Below are 20,183 nucleotides of genomic sequence, written 5' to 3' on the forward strand. Positions count from 1 at the left end.
TGCGCAGCACCTAGACCGCGGAAGATTTCGGTTCCCGGTGGCAACCACCGTCCGGGCCGCGTAGAATCTGTGAGCCCTGTCACCAGATAGCGCACACCTGTCCAGCCACCAGCAGGAGTATCGGCAATGACGCCTCCGCGTTCCCGTGTATCGGGCGACCATCTGAAGAAATATGACCCCCGCACCCAGTCGGAGGCCGAGTCCGAGGAAAAGTCCGTAGGTGCTCGCGCTGAAGGGCTGGAGCGTCCGGCGCTGATCCGCCGGATGGTCGGCCTGGTCGGCGGCGTGGTCCTCGCGCTGCTGGTGTACCTGGTGATGCCGGGTGACCTCGAGGTCTGGCCCCGGCTGACGGCCGCCACCGCCGTGCTGATGGCCATCTGGTGGATGACCGAAGCGATCCCGATCCCGGCCACCGCGCTGCTCCCGCTGATCATCTTCCCGCTGCTGGTCCCCTCGGGTGACGTCGGCAGCGCCGAGGAGGCCGTGGGCGGAGTATCCGTGGACGATGTGGGCGCCAGCTATGGCAACAACATCATCTTCCTGTTCATGGGCGGGTTCATGCTGGCCCTGGCGATGCAGCGCTGGAATCTGCACCGCCGGATCGCGCTGCTGACCCTGCGCGCCATGGGCTCCAAGCCGGCGAACCTGATCGCCGGATTCATGATCGCCACCGGCTTCCTCTCCATGTGGGTCTCCAACACCGCCACCGCCGTGATGATGCTGCCCATCGGCGTCTCGGTGCTGATGCTGGTGAACAAGATCATCAAGGGTGAGGATCCGGAGACCGCCAAGTCCGCCGGTGAGGACGAGACCAACAACGCGCTGAAGTCCAACTTCGGGACCGCGCTGATGCTGGGCATCGCCTATGCCGCCTCGGTCGGCTCGCTGGGCACCATCATCGGCACCCCGCCGAACGCGCTGCTGGTCGGTCACATGGCCGAGAACCACGACCTCACCATCGGCTTCGGTCAGTGGATGCTGGTCGGCGTGCCGATCTCCGTGGTCATGCTCATCATCACCTGGGTGCTGTTGACCAAGGTGCTCTTCAAGCCCGAGATCGACGACATCCCCGGCGGTGGCGATCTCATCCGCGACGAGCTGCGCAAGCTCGGCCCGATGGCCGCCGGTGAGACGCGCGTGCTGATCATCTTCATCCTCGCCGCACTGTCCTGGGTCTCGATCCCGCTGATCTCCACGAACCTGCTCGGCATGGAGGATCCCTTCATCTCCGACGCCGGCATCGCGATGGTCGTGGGACTGCTCCTGTTCCTGCTCCCCGGCGGCGCCGCCAAGGGCGTGCGCCTGCTGGACTGGGAATACGCCGCGAAGCTGCCCTGGGGCGTGCTGCTGCTCTTCGGCGGCGGCCTGGCGCTCTCCGGACAGTTCGGCGACTCGGGACTCTCCACCTGGCTCGGCGAGCAGGTCGAGGGACTCTCCGGCATCCCGGTCTGGGTGCTCGTGCTGGTGGCCACGGTCGGCATCCTGCTGCTCACCGAGATGACCTCCAACACGGCGACGGCGGCCACCTTCCTCCCGGTGGCCTCCGGAGTGGCGATGGGCACCGGTCTGGACCCGCTGATCCTCGCCGCGCCGGTGGCGCTGGCCGCGACCTGCGCGTTCATGCTCCCGGTCGCCACACCGCCGAACGCCATCGCCTACGGCTCCGGATACGTCACGATCGGACAGATGATCAAGGGCGGCATCTGGCTCAACGTGGCCGGAGTCATCTGCATCACGATCGTGTCCATGACCATCCTGGTCTGGGTCTTCGGGCTCAGCATCTAGCGGTCAGCCTCGAGCATCACTCCGAACTCGACCGTTCGGCCTCCAGCCGGGGACCCAACGGATTGACCTCGGTGCTCACCGCCGTGGCGCTCAGCGTCTCGCCGAGGTCCTCCAGCAGGCCCTCGGCAGACGCTGACTCCGCGGAGGGTTCACCCACCTCCAGTCGGCTCATCGCCTCCACCTTCGGCAGCACCTGCCGTTCGATGTTGCCGATGAGCCCGTTGTACGCGGTGACCGCCTGGCGCAGCCGATCCCCGGTGCGCGCCAGGTGTTCGCTCATCTTGGCCAGCCGCCGGTAGAGATCCCGCGAGTGATCCACTACCTCGCGGATGTTCTGCGCCAGCCGCTCCTGCCGCCAGGCAGCGGAGACGGCCTTCAGCGAGGCCAGCAGCGAGGCCGGGGACACCAGCGTGACGCCCTTGGACAGGGCGTCGTCGAGCAGATTCGGGTCCGCCTCCATCGCCGCAGAGAGCAGCGATTCCGCCGGCACGAAGCAGAACACCACATCGGGGGAGAGGTCCACGGCCTCCCAGTACCGCTTCTTGGCGAGTTCGTCCACGCGAGAGCGCAGCGCCTTGGCCTGCAGCGTGGGATTCGTGGCATTCAGCGGCGCCTTGGCATCGAGGACCACCTGACGCCCGCCGGGAAGGTGCACCACCATGTCCGGGATCAGCAGCTGGCCGTCCGCGCCGCGGGAGCTGTGCTGTTCGGTGAAGTCCACATGCGGGATCATTCCGGCAGCCTCCACCACCCGGCGCAGCTGCACCTCACCCCAGTGCCCGCGCGCGGAGTTCGAATGCAGGCTCCCGAGCAGCGCCTGCGTGGATTCGATGATCCGCGCATCGGTCTCCGCCGCGGCGGTCAGCTGCTGGCTCAGCCGCGAATGCTGGGCGGCCCGCTCGGTCTCCAGCTCCTGGACCCGGCGCTGCATCTCGGTGACGCCCTGACGCACCGGATGCAGCATCTCCACGAGGGTCTCGCGCTCCCGTGCGGCATCGGCGTCCTCCTCACGGCGCCGCTCCAGCTCCCACAGCCGACCCTTCGCCACGCTGAGCTCCTGCTGGGTCCCGGCAAGCTCCGCCTGGACACCGGTGAGCTCCTGCTGCGAGCTCTCCAGCTGGCCTCGCAGCTGTCCGGCGTCATCGGTGCCCCGGCGCAGCAGGTAGAGCACCAGCCAGCTGCCGAGCACGCCGAGGAGAAGTCCGCTGAGAAAGTACACGAGGGTCATGCCACCCAGCATGCCACCGGGCACTGACATGGACGGGGACATGCAGGGGGACATCGGGGCTGACCTGGCGGGAGACATCAGGGCTGACCTGGATGGCGAGGTCCGCACCGGTATGCCCGCTGGCATAGGGTTGCAGCAGAGAAGCTGCGCCGCCTCAGGCGCTGTCCCCCAGAACCAGAGGAGCCCCGATGATCCGCATCCTGCTAGTCCGCCATGGAGAGACCGACTGGAACAAGACCCACCGCCTCCAGGGGCATTCGGACATCTCGCTGGCCGAGTCCGGGAGGCTGCAGGCGCGGACCACCGGTGCCTTCGTGCGTGCGCAGAACCCTGCGCAGGGTCATGTCTCCAGCCTGGTGCGGACCCAGCAGACCTTCGCCGAGTTCGGCCTGGAGCTGCAGCCGCAGATCTGGGACGAGCTGCGCGAGCAGAGCCTGGGTGAATGGGAAGGCGCCTTCGCGGCGGAGATCCGCGACGCCGAGCCGGAGAACTTCGAGGGCTGGCGCGCCGGTAGCTACACCCCGGCTGGGGGAGAGGCGCATGCGGATCTGCAGGCCCGGATGACGCGCGCCTTCAGCGACATCGTGCGGTCCACCGCGGAGATCGCTCCCACAGCTTCAGTCGACCTGAGCTTCGAGGTGCGCACCGCCGTCGTCGTCTCTCATGGTGCTGCGCTGCGGGTGCTCTTCGAGGGGCTCGGGCTGCTGGATCGTCGCCAGTTCATCCCGCTGACCCCGGCTGCGGTCACGGTGCTCGACATCCCGCTGACTTCGGGCTCGGTCTCCTCCTCGCTGCCGAACGCCGGGCTGGACGAGGAGCACGACGACGACGCCGAGGCCCGCGCGATCCGCGAGCTCACCGATGCGCAGATCGCCGATCACGCGCGGCTGCGTCTGATCAATCTCTCCCCGGAGCTGCAGAACCCCGGGCTGAGCACTCCCGCCATCTGAGCAGCACCCCCACCAACACAAACGAGTGGGCGATCTTCGTGGATTTCACGCCCCGCAAGGGAGGAAAACTCACGAAGATCGCCCACTCGGTGGTTAAGCGGCGCGCGGCGTCGAGACCTAGGCGTGGTCCGCCTTGATCAGGTCCGCGCAGCGCTCACCGATCATCATGGTGGTGATGTTCGGGTTGACCGTGGTCAGCTCCGGCATCACCGAGGCGTCGGCCACGCGCAGACCCTTGACGCCCTTGACCCGCAGCTGGGAGTCCACCGGTGACATCGCATCGTCATCGGCGCCCATCCGCACAGAGCCGGCCGGGTGGTAGACCGTGTTGTGCGTGCGGGTGACATAGTCCGCGAGCTCCTCGTCGGACTGCGTGTCCTTGCCGGGGAAGAGCTCCTCGCCGGCCCATTCGGCCATGGCAGGCTGCGCGGCGATCTCGCGAGCAAGCTTGATGCCCTCCACCGCCACGCGCATGTCATGACCCTCCGGGTCGGTGAAGTACCGCGGATCGACCTTCGGCTTGTCCCGGTAGTCCTTGGAGCGAAGCCGCACGGTGCCGCGGGACTTCGCGTGGGTGACGTTGGGGGTCAGGCAGAAGGTGTTCTCCGAGGTCGGGTAGCCCTGACGCAGCGTGTGCATGTCGAAGGGCACCGACCCGTAGTGCATCATCAGGTCCGGACGGTCCAGTCCCTCGCGGGTGGCCGAGAAGATCCCGATCTCCCACCACTGGTAGGAGTCCTCCACCATGGGCTGCTTGGCGTCCCAGGCGATGACCGCCTCCGGGTGGTCCTGCAGGTGCTCGCCCACGCCGGGGGAGTCCACGCGGGCCTCGATGCCGAACTCCGCCAGGTGCTCCGCCGGTCCGATCCCGGAGAGCATGAGCAGCTTCGGCGAGTCGATGGCTCCGGCGGAGAGCACGATCTCTTTGTTCGCGCTGATCCGCTGGGACCGACCGAAGGCGTTGTTCACCCCGTCCACCGCGACGGCGCGGTCACCCTCGAAGATGATCTCGCGCACCCAGGTGTCGGTGAGGATGCTCAGGTTCTGCCGCTCCAGGATCGGGTGCAGGTAGGACACCGAGGAGGAGGAGCGGGTGCCGTCCTCCCGGCGGTTGACCTGGAAGAAGTTGGCGCCCTTGAGCACGGTCTCTCCGGTGTTGAACTGCACCCGGGGGATGCCCTGCTGCTCGCAGGCATCGAGCAGCGCCACGCCGCAGGGGTCCCGCGGCGGGATGGTCATGAGGTTCACCGGGCCGCTGCGGCCGTGGTGCTCACCCGGGGCGTCGTTGGTCTCCAGCCGCTGGAACAGCGGATAGGTGGTCTCGGCGTTCCACCCGACGGCTCCCTGGGCCTCCCACTCGTCCATGTCCTCGCGCAGCGCCCAGAAGGCGATGCAGGAGTTGTGGGAGGAGCAGCCGCCGAGCACCTTGGCGCGGGCCTGGCGCATGAAGGAGTTGCCGTTCTCCTGGGGCTCGATGAGGTAGTCCCAGTCGTAGCCGGACTCCAACAGCTCCATCCAGCGGTTGAGCTGCAGGACCTCTGGCTTGTCGGCGTCGGTCGGGCCTGCCTCGAGCAGAGCCACGGTCACATTGGGGTCCTCGGACAGGCGGGCGGCGACTGCGGCGCCGCCTGAGCCGCCGCCGATGACGACGTAGTCGAAACTGGTGTTCTCCACGGGGTCTCCTTATTTCTCCGGCATGCTGAACCAGCCGGTCACGGCGGGCTCCGTGTTCTCGTAGATGTGCTTGGACTCGCGGTACTCGTCCAGTCCCATATGGCCCAGCTCGCGTCCGACGCCGGACTGCTTGAAGCCGCCCCACTCGGCCTGCGGCACGTAGGGGTGGTAGTCGTTGATCCAGATGGTGCCGTGGCGCAGCCGGGAGGAGACCCGGTGAGCGGTTCCTCGGTTGGAGGTCCAGACAGCTCCGGCCAGGCCGTAGATCGTGTCATTGGCCGTCTCGATGGCCTCCGCCTCGGTGGTGAAGGTCTCCACCGTGATGACCGGGCCGAAGCCCTCCTCGACGACCACTGACATGCCGCGCTTGACGTCGTCGAGCACGGTGGGCGCGTAGAAGTACCCGTTGCGGTGCTCCTCGCCGCCGAAGTGGTGTCCGGTGCGCAGGGTCGCGCCCTCCTCGATGCCGCGCTGGGTGTAGTCGTACACCTTCTGGCGGTGCTCGGCCGAGATCAGCGGACCGGTCTCGGCGGACTCCTCGAAGGGTCCGCCCATGCGGATGTGCTCCGCGCGGCGGACCAGCTCGGTGACGAACTTCTCCTTGATGGACTCCTCGATGATCAGCCGGGTGCCTGCGGAGCAGACCAGCCCGGAGTCGACGAACCCGGCGTTGAGCGCGTTGTCCACGGCGGCGTCGAAGTCGGCGTCGGCGAAGACTACGTTGGGGTTCTTGCCGCCGAGCTCCAGTGCGACCTTCTTCACCGTCTCTGCCGCGGTGGCGGCGATCTTGCGCCCGGTGACCACGCCTCCGGTGAAGGAGACCATGTCCACATCGGGGTGGGAGGACAGCGGGGCGCCTGCCGTGGCGCCGGCACCGGTGATCAGGTTCGCCACGCCCGCGGGGAGGCCCAGCGAGTCATAGACGTCCATGATCAGCATCCCGGTGTGCGGGGTCAGCTCAGCCGGCTTGAGGATGAAGCTGTTGCCTGCCGCCAGGGCAGGTGCCATCTTCCAGGCCGCCTGCAGCAGCGGATAGTTCCACGGGGTGATCATCCCGACGACGCCGACCGGCTCGTAGACCACGCGGGAGAGGACCGTGGGGTCCCCGGCGTCGATCAGGCGACCGGACTCGGCGTCGGCCAGCTTCCCGAAGTGCCGGTAGCAGGCGATGATGTCGTCCATGTCGATCTGCGCCTCGACGAACCGCTTGCCGGTGTCCAGCGCCTCGGCGCGGGCGAACTCGTCCTTGCGGGCCTCGATGGCGTCGGCCACCGCGGTCACGAAGGCGCCGCGCTCGGCGGCAGGGGTGTCGGCCCAGACATGGGAGTCGAAGGCCTTGCGGGCGGCGGCGATGGCGGCAATGGTGTCCGCCTCACCGGCCTCGGAGACCACATCGACTTCGGAGCCGTCGGCTGGGCAATAGATCGTGCGCGTCTCGCCGGACTGGGCTGAAACCCACTGTCCGTCGATGAACAGCGTGGAGACCTGCTCTGCTGTGCTCATTCGTGCTCCTTATCCGTGCGTGCGGTCGTGATCCCAGTCATCCGGGATGTTGCTGTCGGTGTGCAGGGAGGCTGACTGGCCACCCTCTTCGCTCATGGTGAGGAACGTGAGGTGACGCTCATAGGAGTCCAGGACATCGGCGATGACCTGTTCCCGGGTGTAGCCCATGAGGTCGTGTCCTCCGGAGCCTGTGGCCGAGAACGTCTCCACACGGTAGTAGGTCTCCTCGGTCGGGCGCATGCTGCGCGCGAAGCTGGGCACCGAGTACGCCACCGGATAGACCTGATATTTGAACTCGGTCTGTTCGCCGAAGTAGACGTGCAGATCAATGTGCGGGATATCGGTGTCGGGAACCACTCCGCGCTGACAGCTGACATCGGCTCCCTGCTCGCGCAGTTCCGAGGCGACATCCTCCACGGCCGGGGCGGCCACGGTCTCCACGAACTCGGTGGCCTGCTTGGCCGAGGGGAAATGCATCCCGCGGGCCAGACGACGGCGCCAGCTGAGGTTTCCGCGCTCGCCCGGTTCACGGGTGCGCTCGGAGACCATCCACGGCAGGGTGGCCTCCCGCGAGTCGCGGTTGTACCGCTCCATGCGCAAGGCTCGCCAGACGCCGACCATGAGCAGATACATCACCACCGAGAACGGCAGCCCGATGATCACCGTGGCCATCTGCAGGGTGTAGACCCCATCGAGCATGAGGACCGCCAGGGTGAGGGCGCCGGTGGCCAGCGCCCAGAAGACGCGCAGCCACGGGGCGCCGTCGTCGGAGGCACTGAGCGACTTTGAGGTGAAGTTCGCCATCACCAGCGCACCGGAGTCGGCGGAGGTGATGTAGAAGAGCAGACCGGTGATGACCGAGAGGCCGATGGTGAAGGTGGCACCGGGGTACTGCTCGAGCAGCAGGTAGTAGCTGGACTCGGGGTTCTCCACGGCGGCGTTGATGAAGTCGGTGTTGCCCTGCAGGAACTGCCAGATGGCACCGTTGCCGAAGATCGAGATCCACAGCAGAATGAAGCCGAACGGGATGATCAGCGTGCCGGTGACGAACTGGCGCAGCGTTCGGCCGCGGGAGATGCGAGCGAGGAAGAGTCCGACGAAGGGTGCCCAGGCGATCCACCAGGCCCAGAAGAACAGCGTCCACCATTCCAGCCACTGACCCTCAGGCGGGTTGTAGGCGAAGGTGTCGAACAGCATCGAGGGGAAGAATGCGAAGAAGTCGCCGACGTTCTTCACCAGCCCGTTGAGCAGGTAGGTGGTCTCGCCGGCGATCAGCACGTAGAGCAGCAGGATCACGGCGAAGATGACGTTGAGCTCGGCGAGCCGGCGGATGCCCTTGTCCACGCCGGAGACGGCGGAGAAGATGGTCACGACCACGGCGAGGGCGATCAGGCCAGCCTGCGCGCCGGTGCCCTGCGGGATGCCGAAGAGCCATTCCAGACCGTAGTTCAGGAAGACCACGCCGATGCCGAGGCTGGTGGCGATGCCGAAGATTGTGCCGATGACGGCGGCGATCTCGATGCCGTCGCCGGTGGCGCCCTGGGCGCGCTTGCCGATGATCGGGTAGAGCGCGCTGCGGATGCTCAGCGGCAGGTGATAGCGGTAGGCGAAGAGGCCGAAGGCCATGCCCATCAGGGCATACATGGCCCAGCCGGGGATGCCGTAGTGGAACAGCGTCCACAGGACCGCCATCTCGGTGGCCTCGGCCGACCCGGCTTCATTGCCCGGAGCGGTGGTGAGGTTTGTGGCGGGTCCGGAGATGGCGAAGAACATCAGGTCCACGCCGATGCCGGCGGCGAAGAGCATCGCCGTCCAGGTGAAGAGGTTGTACTTCGGCGTGGAGTGATCCGGTCCCATCTTGGTGCGGCCCACGCGGGAGAAGGCCACGATCAGGACGAAGACCACCACGATGCCGGCGGTGAGGATGTAATACCAACCCAGGTTGGCGCCGATCCAGAGGAAGACTGATTCCAAAGTGGTGTAGGCCGTGTCTGGTGCAAGCCAGGCCCACAGGGTGAAGGCGATGATGATCGCCGCGGAGCCGATGAAGACCGGCAGATTGACCTTTGAGCGCGCAGGGGTCCCGCCGGAGCCGTTCCCCTGGGCCTCGCTCGGGACGTCATTCGAGACGTCATGCGTGGCCGATGCCATGAAGTTATATTCCTTCCAGTGCTGTGTCAGTTCGCTTGTGTATCGGTGTTAATTCGGTGATGAACCTCAGGCATCTTAGACATGCGTTCGCAGTGTCCATGACACAAGTGGCTGGGGAATGTGAGCCGAATCTCGTAGAACGGATGAGAATCGGCTCAGATCGTGAGCTGATCCTCAGTGTATGTGGGGGATTCGGACACGGAAAGGGCAGGAGTGTCCGGTACAGCCCTTGCGCAGGCCCGGAAAGTCGCGGTTGAGCGGGTCCGCGCGGTAGGTTAGGTGACCGTGGCTTTGACTATCGGAATCGTGGGACTACCCAATGTGGGCAAGTCGACCCTCTTTAATGCGCTGACTCGTCAGTCGATCCTGGCGGCGAACTATCCGTTCGCCACGATCGAGCCGAACGTGGGCATCGTGAACCTGCCCGATGAGCGCCTGGACGCGCTGGCGAAGATCTTCGGTTCGCAGAAGATCCTGCCCGCCACCGTCTCCTTCGTGGACATCGCCGGCATCGTCAAGGGCGCCTCCGAGGGTGAGGGCCTGGGCAACCAGTTCCTCGCCACCATCCGTGAGGCCCATGCGATCGCCCAGGTGGTCCGCGTGTTCGAGGACGAGAACGTCATCCACGTGGACGGCAAGGTGGATCCCACCTCGGACATGGAGACCATCAACACGGAGCTGATCCTGGCCGATCTCCAGACCATGGAGAACGCGATCCCCAAGCTCGAGAAGCAGGTCAAGGGACGCAAGGCCGAGCAGGCCACGCTGGACGCCTACCTCAACGCCCAGAAGACGCTGGAGCGCGGCGACACGATCTTCAGCTCCATCACCAAGGACAAGCTGGACATGGAGCACCTTGGGCAGCTGAACCTGCTCACCGCGAAGCCCTTCATCTACGTGTTCAACGCCGATGAGGGTGTGCTGAACTCCCCCGAGAAGCAGGCCGAGCTCGCCGAGCTGGTCGCCCCGGCCGACGCCGTGTTCCTCGACGCCAAGCTCGAGGCTGATCTGGTGGAGCTCTCCGAGGAGGAGGCCCGCGAGATGCTCGAGCTCAACGGTCAGGAGGAGTCCGGCATGGACCAGCTGGCCCGCGTCGGCTTCTCCACGCTCGGGCTGCAGACCTACCTCACGGCAGGTCCCAAAGAGACCCGCGCCTGGACCGTCAACCAGGGTGCGACGGCGCCCGAGGCAGCCGGCGTGATCCACACCGACTTCCAGCGCGGCTTCATCAAGGCCGAGATCGTCTCCTTCGACGACCTGGTGTCCGCGGGCTCCATGGCCGATGCCAAGTCCGCCGGCAAGGTCCGGATTGAAGGCAAGGAATACGTCATGAAGGACGGCGACGTGGTGGAGTTCCGGTTTAACGTCTAGTACGTGCCCCTGACCACAGCACGACCAGTGCCTCACTTTCGGCGTCGGGCGAGGGACGTGACTTCATAGGTATGGCCCGCCTCGCGCAGCCGATCCACCAGAATGTTGCCGAGGGCGGTCGCCGGGGTCAGCGATCCTGTGGCGGGCGGCAGAGGGTCGCCGTCGAGGGCAAGTGAAATCGCTGTCTCCCCGGCCATCACGGCGGTGGCGGCGTATCCCGGATCGCCAGGCCCGGCTGCGATGGCACGATAGCGCTGGCCGCTCTCCGTGGAAGCAGTCACCTCGGAATGGAACCAGCCTGAGCGCCGCGCGGCCTCGCTCGGGCCCGCACCGGGCGATGGAAGGACACGGTCCAGTACTTTCCTCGTGGGTGGTAGAGCCAGTGCGGCTCCGAAGAGCCGCAGGCCAAGCGCCGTCGCCCCGGCGGTGACGGCGCCGACAGGCCCTCGCCCCATGCCCATCACTTCGCCGTACCGCAGGGACCTGCCGTAGGCCCAACCCTGCAGGGCATTGCTGCGACGTACGATCCGCGTATTCGCCGATGCCATGATGAAGGGCGCGGCCCACGGGCCGTCATCCGAACGGCCGACCCAGCCCAGATCCGGCGGCTGCCGGGTCGTGGGCTCCGCCGTCCTGTCTGGACTGAGCGAGTAGGGATCGCCCGCAAGCGATCGCAGCACCGGGTCCGTCCGGATGCCGTCGAGCTGCCCACGCATGGACTCGATGGTGCCGCCGCTGACGCCGCCCTTTGCCCTGGCAACGAGCTGCACCCTGGTCAGTCCGCCCGCGCCATCAGCCTGCGCGGCCCGGTGCAGGAGGAGCACCGCGAGGTCCGACGGGACGGAGTCGTAGCCGCACGCATGGACGATCCGTGCACCTGTAGTCCTCGCAAGGGCATCCCAACGGTCGATAGCTTCACGGACGAAGGACACCTCGCCCGTCAGGTCCCCATAGTGGGTGCCGGCCCGTGCACACGCCTCGACAACCGACAGCCCATATTTCGCGTAGGGACCCACCGTGGTGAAGAGAACTCTGGTGCCCGCGGCCATGGCCGCGAGCGAATCAGGGCGCTGCGTATCGGCCTCGATGATGGCCCAGTCCTGAGCGGCGACGGGCAGTCTGGACCGTACGGTTTCGAGCTTTGCCCTCGACCTCCCCGCGAGTCCCACTCGCAGGTCCGGTGGAGCGTGGTGCGCAACGTATCCAGCGATGAGTTCCCCGACAAAGCCGGTCGCACCAAAGAGGACGAGGTCGTGGTCGCGCGTTGGAGCCTCCATGTCGGCAGTCTTCCACAGCAGAGGCCGGACAGGCACCGGCGAGTGCATTCCTCTCCTATCGCTGAAGCGGCCCCGTCCCCCCCCCCCCCCCCCCCCAAAAAAACCGACGCAACGTGGTGGAGTTCAGATTCAACGTGTAGTTCTTGCCCGTGTCAGCCGCGGTCGCCATGCCCGGTCGGCAGTGCGCGAAGCAGTCCGTCCATCGTCATCATGGCCCCGCCCATCACTGCTGGCAGTCCGCCGCCTGGATGGACCGAGGCACCTACACGCCAGAGCCATGGCCGCTTCAGGCTGTGCCGAGCTGGACGGTGCAGCGGCCCGCTCATCACCAAGGGGCGGACAGCTCCGTAGAGGGCACCTCCGGAAGCGCCTGATCGACTGAAATAGTCCGGATCTAGGATGGTGTGCTCATCGACAGATGTGTCGAAGCTTCCGGGCAGCCCCGCGGTGTCCCACACGCGGCGAAGTTCTCGGTCCACGAAAGGACTGTCGAGACCGTAGCGCCGTCCATTCGAGGGCGCTGTCAGCAGCACTGCGAGGGTGTCGGCGGTGTTGGTGCCCGATTCAGCTGCTGGGTAGTAGTTGAGAAACGCCATCGTCTGGGTCGGCTCCCGTTGAGCCTCGAGACTTTCGTAGAGCGCGGTCGGATCCTCGGGCAGAACGACGCTGTGCCGTGACATATCTGCCGGAAAGGGACGCTTGAGCGAGGCGTACACGGCGACCGCCGAGCAGGAAAGCTTCCGCGGTGGTGGAGGGGTGCGCCCAGGGAGCAGTCCTTCGAGCCTGTCAGCGTCGAGGCCGCTGACCACGGCGTCCGCGCGGTAGACCCTCTGGGCAGTGCTGACTCGTCCGCGCTCCAGGCTGAGGACGGGCTCATCGGTGCGAATATTGACCCCTGCCGCTCGCGCCAGCCGCTCCAGCGCCCGCACCAGTTCGTGGACACCTCCTCGCGGCACCCACACTCCGTCTTGGGCCATAATCGCCGGCATGCTGGCGTACAGCGCCGGGGTGCGTGAGGGCCCCACTCCAGCGTTGAGTGTGTGGATGGCGATCACTTCGCGCAGGCCGTCGGGCAGCCAGGTGAGACTGTCGAGATAACTGCGGGTAGTGAGCCGGTTGCCGTACAGCTTTCCCAGACGAGCCAGGGAGGGGAGTGCGTCGCGGGACATCGGGGCGGTGGTCAGAAGCCGGGTCACATCCGGCCCGATCGGTCCGTGAAGCGCGGCGAAACGCTCCCACGCAGGGTGCCAGGGGTGGCCCGGTGGTACCGGCAGTGAGCAGACTTCCCCGCGGAAGTAGTACCGGCCTACTTCCGGAAGCTGCTCCAGATTCAGGTCTGCTGTCTTTTCGGCCGCTAAGGACGGACTCTGACTGGAGTCATCCAGCCGGCGCAGCAGTTCCTGCCACACGGCTGGAAATGTGAACAGTGAGGGGCCTGTGTCCATCACTTGACCACCGACGTCGATACGGCGGCTCTTGCCACCCAGCGTCGAGTCGGCTTCCACAAGTGTGACAGCGTGTCCTGCCCAGGCCGAGAGCACTGCGGCCGTCAAGCCTGCCACTCCGCCGCCGACCACCACGACCCGGCTCATGGGTACCACCCCAGCAGCAGCGCCGCCACGAGTTGGATGCCGGCCACAGCGCCGGCGACATAGGGAAAGGCGATCGAGTAGCGGTACAGACCGTGGGCGGTGCTGCTGAGCGGGGAGCGGAACAACGTGTAGAGCAGCCAGCCGCTGATCAGCGCGTTGGCAAGCGCGACGGGAACATTGACCATGGCGAATCCGATCGTGGCCAATGTCCACCAGAGTCCGCTCCAGAGCGCCGCGCGGCGAACACCGAGGCGCACGGCCGTGGTCGCGATTCCGGCCGACTGGTCTTCCTCGATGTCTTGGACCGCGTCAAAGGTGTGTTTAGCCACGCTCCACGCCATGAGCGCCACAGCAGCGGCCCAGACAGGGCTGGATCCTAGGGCGAGCGGAACAAAGACGATCGGCAGGGCGTAGGCGGCGTTGCTGAGCGAATCCAGATAGGGACGCGCCTTGAACCGCAGCGGTGGCGCTGAATAGAAGATGAACACGACCAGGTAGAGCCCGATCCACAGCAGCGCGTCACCGGGGAGCGCCCACACGAAGTACGCCAGGAACGGAAGATTGGTCGCAAGAACTGCGATCCATATCGAGCGAACCTCGGCAGCGCGGATCCGGGCGCCTTCGAGAGACCCCTTCCGCGGATTGAGCGCGTCGGTCTCCTGATCGAAGATGTCATTGACGCCGTAGATGAGCAGGTTGAATGGCAGCGTCAGCCACAAGAGCAGCGCCAGTGCATCCCAATGCCACAAGTGACCGGCCAGCCACATTCCCAGGACGGCGGGTCCGACGGTGTTGATCCACAGCACCGGCCGTGAGATATGGACCATTCGTTGGACAACAGATTGGGGTCTCGAATGAGATTCGACGGTGGAGCCCCTTCTGCCTGGTACACCAGTGGTGCCTGGATGAGCTGGATGCCTGTTCTCGCCGTTGCGCCGGCTCTGTGGTGTCCAGTCGCTGGCGGGGGAGGGGCCCATGGTCAAGATGCTACGTCAGGTACCGACCTTGACCTGGACTGTTAACTCAGAACAAGCACCAGCCTGACCAGCGCGTGCCGCTGTGCAAGCCCAGCCAACCGACTTCTTCAGCGCTGGTCGCCGCCCGTGATCTAAGGTTCACCCATGACAAATCTTCAGGGTGCGGTTGTTCTGGTGGTCGGCGCGACCGGCGGGCTCGGCTCCCGGATCGCCGATCAGTTGGAGAGCAACGGCGCCCTCGTTGCCCGGTCCTCGAAATCTGGTGGTCACGATCTGCGTGAACCCTCGGTGATTCAAGAGGTTCTGGAGGCCACGACGGCGGAGCACGGACGTCTCGACGGTCTGGTGGTGGCCTCCGGGGTCGTCGCCTTCGGTGCAGCCTCCGAGGTTGAACCCGCCACGGTAGAGGAACTGTTTGCCGTGAACACGACCAGCGCGATCCAGCTGATCACCCAGAGCCAGTCCTACCTCGTTGCCTCCGCGCAGGACGGCCGGGAGCCCTTCGTGGTGACACTCAGCGGAGTCGTCGCAGAGACGCCGGTCGCCGGACTGGCAGCATATTCGGCGTCAAAAGCTGGGCTCGCGGCCTTCGTCGTCGCAGCGGCACGCGAGTACCGTCGCGTGGGCATCCGACTCGTGGATGCGCGCCCTGGCCACACCGGCACCTCGCTGTCCGAGCACCCGATCGCCGGGTCAGCGCCGAAATTCGGAGCAGCGCTGTATCCAGACCAGGTGGCAGCGCGGATCGTCACCGCGATCGTCGATGGCGAGAAGGACCTGCCCAGCACCGCCTTCTAGGCAGCGGAGGCGATGCTGCTCAGCGTGTCTCAGAACGGCAGGGTTCGCGAGAGCGGGCCTGGCGTGAGCCAATCCTCTAGAGATTCGGCTGGACTGCGACGGGGTGCAGTGCCGACCGATGACTGTGGCACAAGGGTGACAGGGTGGGACGCGCGTACTATGGAAGGTATGGAAATACTCTTCAAATCCATCCGTAGCATCGGTTTCCGTCGTGGACCTGGACGCGTCCTCGCGGGCATCGGGGGAAGCATCGCAGCGAAGTTCGGATTCAACGTGTGGTTGGTCCGCTTGGTGATCCTCTTGTCTTTCTTGCTTCCGGTGCTGGGCGTCGGAGCATATCTGTTGGTGTGGGTTCTGACGCCCTGGCAGGACGGTCGCATCCCGTTGGAGCGTGCCTTAGAAGGCCGACGCTAGAGCGTCGGTTAGTCGGTACCTGCCAGGATGAGCTCCACCGCTTCCTTTGGGGCGTCCCATTGCGGGAAGTGTCCGCACCGGGGGAACCAGTGCAGGGTCGCATCGGGGAACGCAGCAACAGCCCGATGAGCTTGCCGTGGAACGGTGACGAGGTCGCGGCTTCCCCAGCCGATGGTGACGCGACCGGGGACCTTCCCGAGCGGAGCGCCCTGCTGCTTGGGCCCTTTCGTGAGTGCGTCCATCGCCGCATCCGTCGCTGGACTATCGGCTAACCCGAGCAGGTCGGGCAGCACAGTCTGCTGCGTCAGAGACCACGGGTGGGCCGAGAACTGGGCGAGCAGCGCGGTCCGACTGACGCGATTGCTCAACAGTGTCGGCAGGGCGCCTCGCAAAGCACGGACCAGGGCAATTGAGGGCCGAAGGGTACGGCTGAAGACCGCCAGCTCGCGGTCACTCCAGAAGCCCCCAGGGTCCAGCGCCACGGTGTGCCCACCGATCCCGCGTCTGGCGAGCTCAAGCACGATCCGCCCGCCCATCGACTGCCCGGCAGTGGCAACGCCGTCCAGGCCCTGCTCATCGATGAACTGTGCGACCGCATCGGCGAGCGTGGCGATCGAGACTTTGCCCGGCAGCCCGGTCGTCTGTCCGAATCCAGGCAGGTCGACCGCGATTACCTCCCGTTGCGCGGCCAAGTCGTCGATGATCGGATCCCAGGAGCGCAGACCCGCCCCGAGGCCGTGCACCAGCAGAAGGGGGCTCCCCTCGCCTCTCCGCACATAATTCAGGCTCATCGGATCAGTGTACGGAGGGGCTTGGCGCCGAACCGTCCCAGGTTGATGGGTCTTTCCCGTTGGGCGGTGAGGTTTGGCCGGTGTTCGAAACCCGGGCGTATCCGATCTTCAGCCCAGTCATGGCCATCAGTGTTGCAGATAAGGGGCCTTCACCGGGCTTTTAACCGGGCGGGGTATACGTGCACGCTAAGCCCAGTATCTATATGGAGTGGTTTTGGGGTGGGGGAGTGACCGGTGAGCAACCGGCTTACGGGCAGTCTTGAGCCGCACCCCGTTCACGTCTCACTGCAACGGGAGAACGCGACGGCACGCCGCGCAACCCGCTGCGGCGATCGCGGCGATCGCACTCTTCATCGCCACTCCTGCAGTGAGTGACCCCTCTTACCAGTCGACGGTGATCGTGTTCGGGGTCCTGCGTCTCGCGACTGCGACGCTTAAAACCAGAGGAAGACCGGGGTGACCATAAGCCGTCCCTCCGGGCCGCGGAGCCTCGGCTTCGTGGTGATCCTTGGCATCATCGTTCTACTGCTCCTGGGAGCCTCCGGTGTCCTCGCCGCAAACGGGCGCCCTGAATGGATAGGCGCCACGGCGGCGGCTAGATTCAGCGTGATGTGGTTCGGGTCGTGGCAGTACGACCGTGTTTACGATCGAGAGTTGCGACATGGTCGCTGATAGCGGCTTCGATGAGTCGATCCATGCGCCTAACCGTCTCCGCATCTGCGGGATCCTCCGGCCGCTCGATGGGGCAGAGTTCTCCGTGCTGAAAGACGCTTCGGGGATCTCCGAAGCGAACGTCTCAAAGACCATCCGTAACCTGGTGGAGTTGGGTTATGTCCAGGAAGTCCACCTCGAGCAAGCGCAAGGACATGCGGCTTACGACAACCCCCAGCCTCACACCGGCGGGGCGCCGGACCTTCGATGCGCACCGTTTGGCCCTTCAGCGAATGACGGAAGTGCTCACCGACTGAGTCCGTGACCAAGTGGACGCCTTGATGTTGCCTCGGCACGCCCTGTAGCTCTCAGCGTCCCCTGCCGGAGACAGGGCAGCATTCCTCTATAAGTCGCCGCGATACGAGACGTCGTTTCCGCATCTCCGGCGACGTCTCCAGTGAACATTCTTTGTTCGTCAAGGCTGTCAGAAAATAGCCAAGATAACCGCGTGGGAGACAGTCATATGAGACTGTCTCCCACGCTATTATGCAGTTTTACTAGTTTTTTCTTTGGTTATTAGCAAGAACACAGCAATCGCCGACCAGGCAACTATTTGAGCAGCGATTGCGTAGATGTGCAGCGAACCGTAGATCACAGTTGAAAAAAACGATAAAATGATTACTAATAGACCGGCATAGTACCCAGATTTTTTGACTTTAATATCACGATTTAATGATAGCTTAATGTATATCGAAGCAGGGATGGCAAGCAAAACAATCAGCGACACTACTACAATACTGGAATCAAAAAAAGTGAAAATATTATATATTGTCAAAAAATAGGCAGATATTGCTAACGCAATTTCAATCACATATGTACGCTGCATTGGACCCTTCTATCGCGCGCTGCTACCTTCAAGCGACAGTGCGAGACTCGAAGCTCCGACTGCCTTCAGTCCGGTAGCGATAGCTCCCTTATTGTTCTTAATCAGGCTAACCACTGCAGGACGAGCAGCGGATCCGAAGGGGATGCATCCAATGATGGCACTGGCAATGTACTCGACCGGGTCCCCTCCATTATAGGCCTGGTAGGCGGAGAGGCCGACGGTCCCAACGCAAGCCAGGACAACAGGGAGTCCAATCGCCGGGAGGGCCATAGTTTCGAACCCATCGGATTCGCCAGAAGCGAGTTCAGCTCGAAGCTGAGCTGCCTCGGCTGAAGAGATGTCACCAGAGGCCTCTGCGGAGTCAATAATGACTCGAAACTCCTCGATTAGGGCAGCTTCTTCGGCGGCCGGCGAAGGAACTGCACTGCCAACCTCTGGTGCAGCAGCAGTGGCATCTGGAAGTGCTGACGACGCGGCTGCCACACTGGCGGATGACACAACTAGTGCAGCAGAAAGTGTGAGCGCTGAGAGTGATTTCGTGGTCTTAGTAAGAGTAGTGATAACTAGTTCCTCTCTCTAATGCTCCATGAGACTACTTCTTTCGCTTTCTCGCTGTCCGGGAGATCGGTTGCCCGCCTGAACAGTTATTTGAGTGTTTCAATCAACGGCTGGTCGTTCAAGAGTCAGTTGCCGATTAGGTACTTTTGTTAGTACGACGGAGTTTGCCCCAAGTGAGGTAGTTGGCTGGCCGTTGAGCCGGTGGTCGTCGCCTGAGGCGGCGGTGGGGGCTGGGGGTCAATACACGGTACGAGTAGACGGATCTGGGACCTGTACCACAGCGCGCGCTTCGGAGGTGCTTACTCCTTCTAAGCCTGTCCGCGCGAGGGTCTCCACGAGAATTTCGTAGTGCCTGTTGAGGCGTCGCCTTGGATGCTTATCGTAGTTAGGGCACTAATGCCCGTTGAGGGATTGGCTTACGGGCATCCTCGAGTCACCGTAGGAACTCATCAAAGTCCTGCAGGCCGAAGACTTGACCTTCTAGCTGACTCGAAGGTTTACCGTGGTCGAACAGGACCTCTGCCGCTGGACCCAGCGGCCGCAGACCGGTCCTGTCACAACGGATGACGGAGAACCACCGCATGACTTGGGCCGAACGACTTCAAAGCGTGTTCGTCGCGGGCGCCGCACTGGCTGGACTCGGGGTCGGGCTGATGACACCGCTGGAAGCCAGCGGCGAGCACCTAGTGATTCCGGCTCTGCTGGTGATGCTCATCGCCGTCTTCGTGCAGCTCGATGCGTCGCATCTCAAAGACGTGGGCAAAGCCAAGGGGCTTGTCGCGATCAGTCTCGCGTTGAACTACGCCTTCACCCCGCTTCTCGCTTGGGCGCTGGGTCTCGGGCTGCTCGGCGAGCAGCCCGATCTGCGCATCGGGCTGTTGCTGCTGCTGGTTACCCCGTGCACTGATTGGTACCTGGTCTTCACTGCCATGGCGCGTGGCCATGCAGGGATCGCAACGGCCCTGTTGCCGATCAATCTGGTGCTGCAGTTGCTGCTGCTGCCGGTCTACGTGATGCTGCTCGGCGGTGAAGCTGCGATGGTCGAGACAGCGACTCTGTTAGAGGCCGTGGGACTGATGCTTCTAGTCCCACTCGTGGCCGCTTTCGCTCTGCGTTGGATCAGCACTCGGGCCAAGGGGGCGCAGTGGCGGGACGAGCACGTGGGCCGGTGGGCGAACCGTATCGTGATGCCGCTGCTGTGTCTGGCGGTCTTCGCGATGTTTGCCTGGCAGGCACCCGTGGTCGCCGAGAGCGGCACAGAGATGCTGCTCCTGCTGCCTCCACTCTTGGCGTTCTTCATCATTCTCCCGCTGGTCTCCACCGGGATCGCTCGATTGCTGCGCCTATCAGGGCCGCAACGGGTCACACTGACCATGGTGACCACCGCCCGGAACTCACCTATCGCGCTGGGCATCGCGGTCGCGGCATTCCCTGACCGGCCACTCATAGCTGTCGCCCTAGTACTAGGTCCGCTGATCGAACTCCCGATCCTCGCGGTGTTGAGCCAAGTCATTCGCCACCGGGAGAAAGACGCTCCGGCCGATGATGTTCCCGCAACCAACAGCGAACAATAAATC

Annotated in this window: 14 protein-coding genes; 6 read left to right on the forward strand and 8 right to left on the reverse strand. The window is 64.6% G+C overall.

Annotation, left to right across the window (positions count from 1 at the left end; genetic code table 11):
* Positions 1 to 126 precede the first annotated feature (126 nt).
* Positions 127 to 1,785, forward strand: a complete 1,659-nt coding sequence (locus tag H4W26_RS13140) for an SLC13 family permease (protein ID WP_192592641.1) — start codon at positions 127 to 129, stop codon at positions 1,783 to 1,785.
* Positions 1,786 to 1,801: 16 nt separating this feature from the next.
* Here H4W26_RS13140 and rmuC read toward each other — a convergent pair whose 3' ends face one another.
* Complete coding sequence (gene rmuC, locus H4W26_RS13145; RefSeq protein ID WP_192592642.1) at positions 1,802 to 3,013, reverse strand: DNA recombination protein RmuC; 1,212 nt, start codon at positions 3,011 to 3,013, stop codon at positions 1,802 to 1,804.
* A gap of 188 nt (positions 3,014 to 3,201) precedes the next feature.
* Between rmuC and H4W26_RS13150 the strand changes: the two genes are divergently transcribed.
* The gene (locus H4W26_RS13150; protein ID WP_192592643.1) at positions 3,202 to 3,963 is read left to right on the forward strand and encodes a histidine phosphatase family protein; all 762 of its coding nucleotides are present in this window, start codon (positions 3,202 to 3,204) and stop codon (positions 3,961 to 3,963) included.
* A gap of 117 nt (positions 3,964 to 4,080) precedes the next feature.
* Here H4W26_RS13150 and H4W26_RS13155 read toward each other — a convergent pair whose 3' ends face one another.
* The 3 genes from H4W26_RS13155 to betT are packed head-to-tail and all read right to left on the reverse strand — an operon-like array spanning position 4,081 to position 9,291.
* Entirely contained in the window at positions 4,081 to 5,637 is a 1,557-nt protein-coding gene (locus H4W26_RS13155) for a GMC family oxidoreductase (RefSeq protein WP_192592644.1), read from the reverse strand.
* 9 nt (positions 5,638 to 5,646) lie between these two features.
* Entirely contained in the window at positions 5,647 to 7,140 is a 1,494-nt protein-coding gene (locus tag H4W26_RS13160; protein WP_192592645.1) for an aldehyde dehydrogenase family protein, read from the reverse strand.
* Between the two features lie 9 nt (positions 7,141 to 7,149).
* Positions 7,150 to 9,291, reverse strand: coding sequence for a choline BCCT transporter BetT (gene betT / locus H4W26_RS13165; RefSeq protein WP_192592646.1), 2,142 nt, complete (start codon positions 9,289 to 9,291; stop codon positions 7,150 to 7,152).
* 285 nt (positions 9,292 to 9,576) lie between these two features.
* Between betT and ychF the strand changes: the two genes are divergently transcribed.
* On the forward strand, positions 9,577 to 10,662 hold the full coding sequence (ychF, locus tag H4W26_RS13170) for a redox-regulated ATPase YchF (RefSeq protein WP_192592647.1): 1,086 nt from the start codon (positions 9,577 to 9,579) through the stop codon (positions 10,660 to 10,662).
* 32 nt (positions 10,663 to 10,694) lie between these two features.
* Here ychF and H4W26_RS13175 read toward each other — a convergent pair whose 3' ends face one another.
* From H4W26_RS13175 to H4W26_RS13185, 3 genes are all read right to left on the reverse strand, one after another.
* Positions 10,695 to 11,939, reverse strand: a complete 1,245-nt coding sequence (locus H4W26_RS13175; RefSeq protein ID WP_192592648.1) for a saccharopine dehydrogenase family protein — start codon at positions 11,937 to 11,939, stop codon at positions 10,695 to 10,697.
* Positions 11,940 to 12,091: 152 nt separating this feature from the next.
* A complete protein-coding gene (locus H4W26_RS13180; RefSeq protein ID WP_192592649.1) occupies positions 12,092 to 13,531 on the reverse strand; it encodes a phytoene desaturase family protein in 1,440 nt (479 codons plus the stop codon).
* Positions 13,528 to 14,358, reverse strand: coding sequence for a UbiA family prenyltransferase (locus H4W26_RS13185; RefSeq protein ID WP_225940030.1), 831 nt, complete (start codon positions 14,356 to 14,358; stop codon positions 13,528 to 13,530). Before H4W26_RS13185 ends, H4W26_RS13180 begins: the two co-directional genes overlap by 4 nt.
* A gap of 294 nt (positions 14,359 to 14,652) precedes the next feature.
* Here H4W26_RS13185 and H4W26_RS13190 point away from each other — a divergent pair, with 294 nt between their 5' ends.
* Positions 14,653 to 15,306 (forward strand): SDR family NAD(P)-dependent oxidoreductase, encoded by a 654-nt coding sequence (locus H4W26_RS13190; RefSeq protein ID WP_192592651.1) that lies wholly within the window; start codon positions 14,653 to 14,655, stop codon positions 15,304 to 15,306.
* Between the two features lie 168 nt (positions 15,307 to 15,474).
* Complete coding sequence (locus H4W26_RS13195) at positions 15,475 to 15,720, forward strand: PspC domain-containing protein (protein ID WP_192592652.1); 246 nt, start codon at positions 15,475 to 15,477, stop codon at positions 15,718 to 15,720.
* Positions 15,721 to 15,728: 8 nt separating this feature from the next.
* Here H4W26_RS13195 and H4W26_RS13200 read toward each other — a convergent pair whose 3' ends face one another.
* Entirely contained in the window at positions 15,729 to 16,511 is a 783-nt protein-coding gene (locus H4W26_RS13200) for an alpha/beta fold hydrolase (RefSeq protein ID WP_192592653.1), read from the reverse strand.
* Positions 16,512 to 19,187: 2,676 nt separating this feature from the next.
* Here H4W26_RS13200 and H4W26_RS13205 point away from each other — a divergent pair.
* Positions 19,188 to 20,180: an arsenic resistance protein gene (locus tag H4W26_RS13205; RefSeq protein WP_192592654.1), complete on the forward strand. Its 993-nt coding sequence runs from the start codon at positions 19,188 to 19,190 to the stop codon at positions 20,178 to 20,180.
* Positions 20,181 to 20,183: the final 3 nt, after the last annotated feature.

Source organism: Nesterenkonia halotolerans (assembly GCF_014874065.1).
In the GTDB taxonomy this organism is placed as follows: domain Bacteria; phylum Actinomycetota; class Actinomycetes; order Actinomycetales; family Micrococcaceae; genus Nesterenkonia; species Nesterenkonia halotolerans.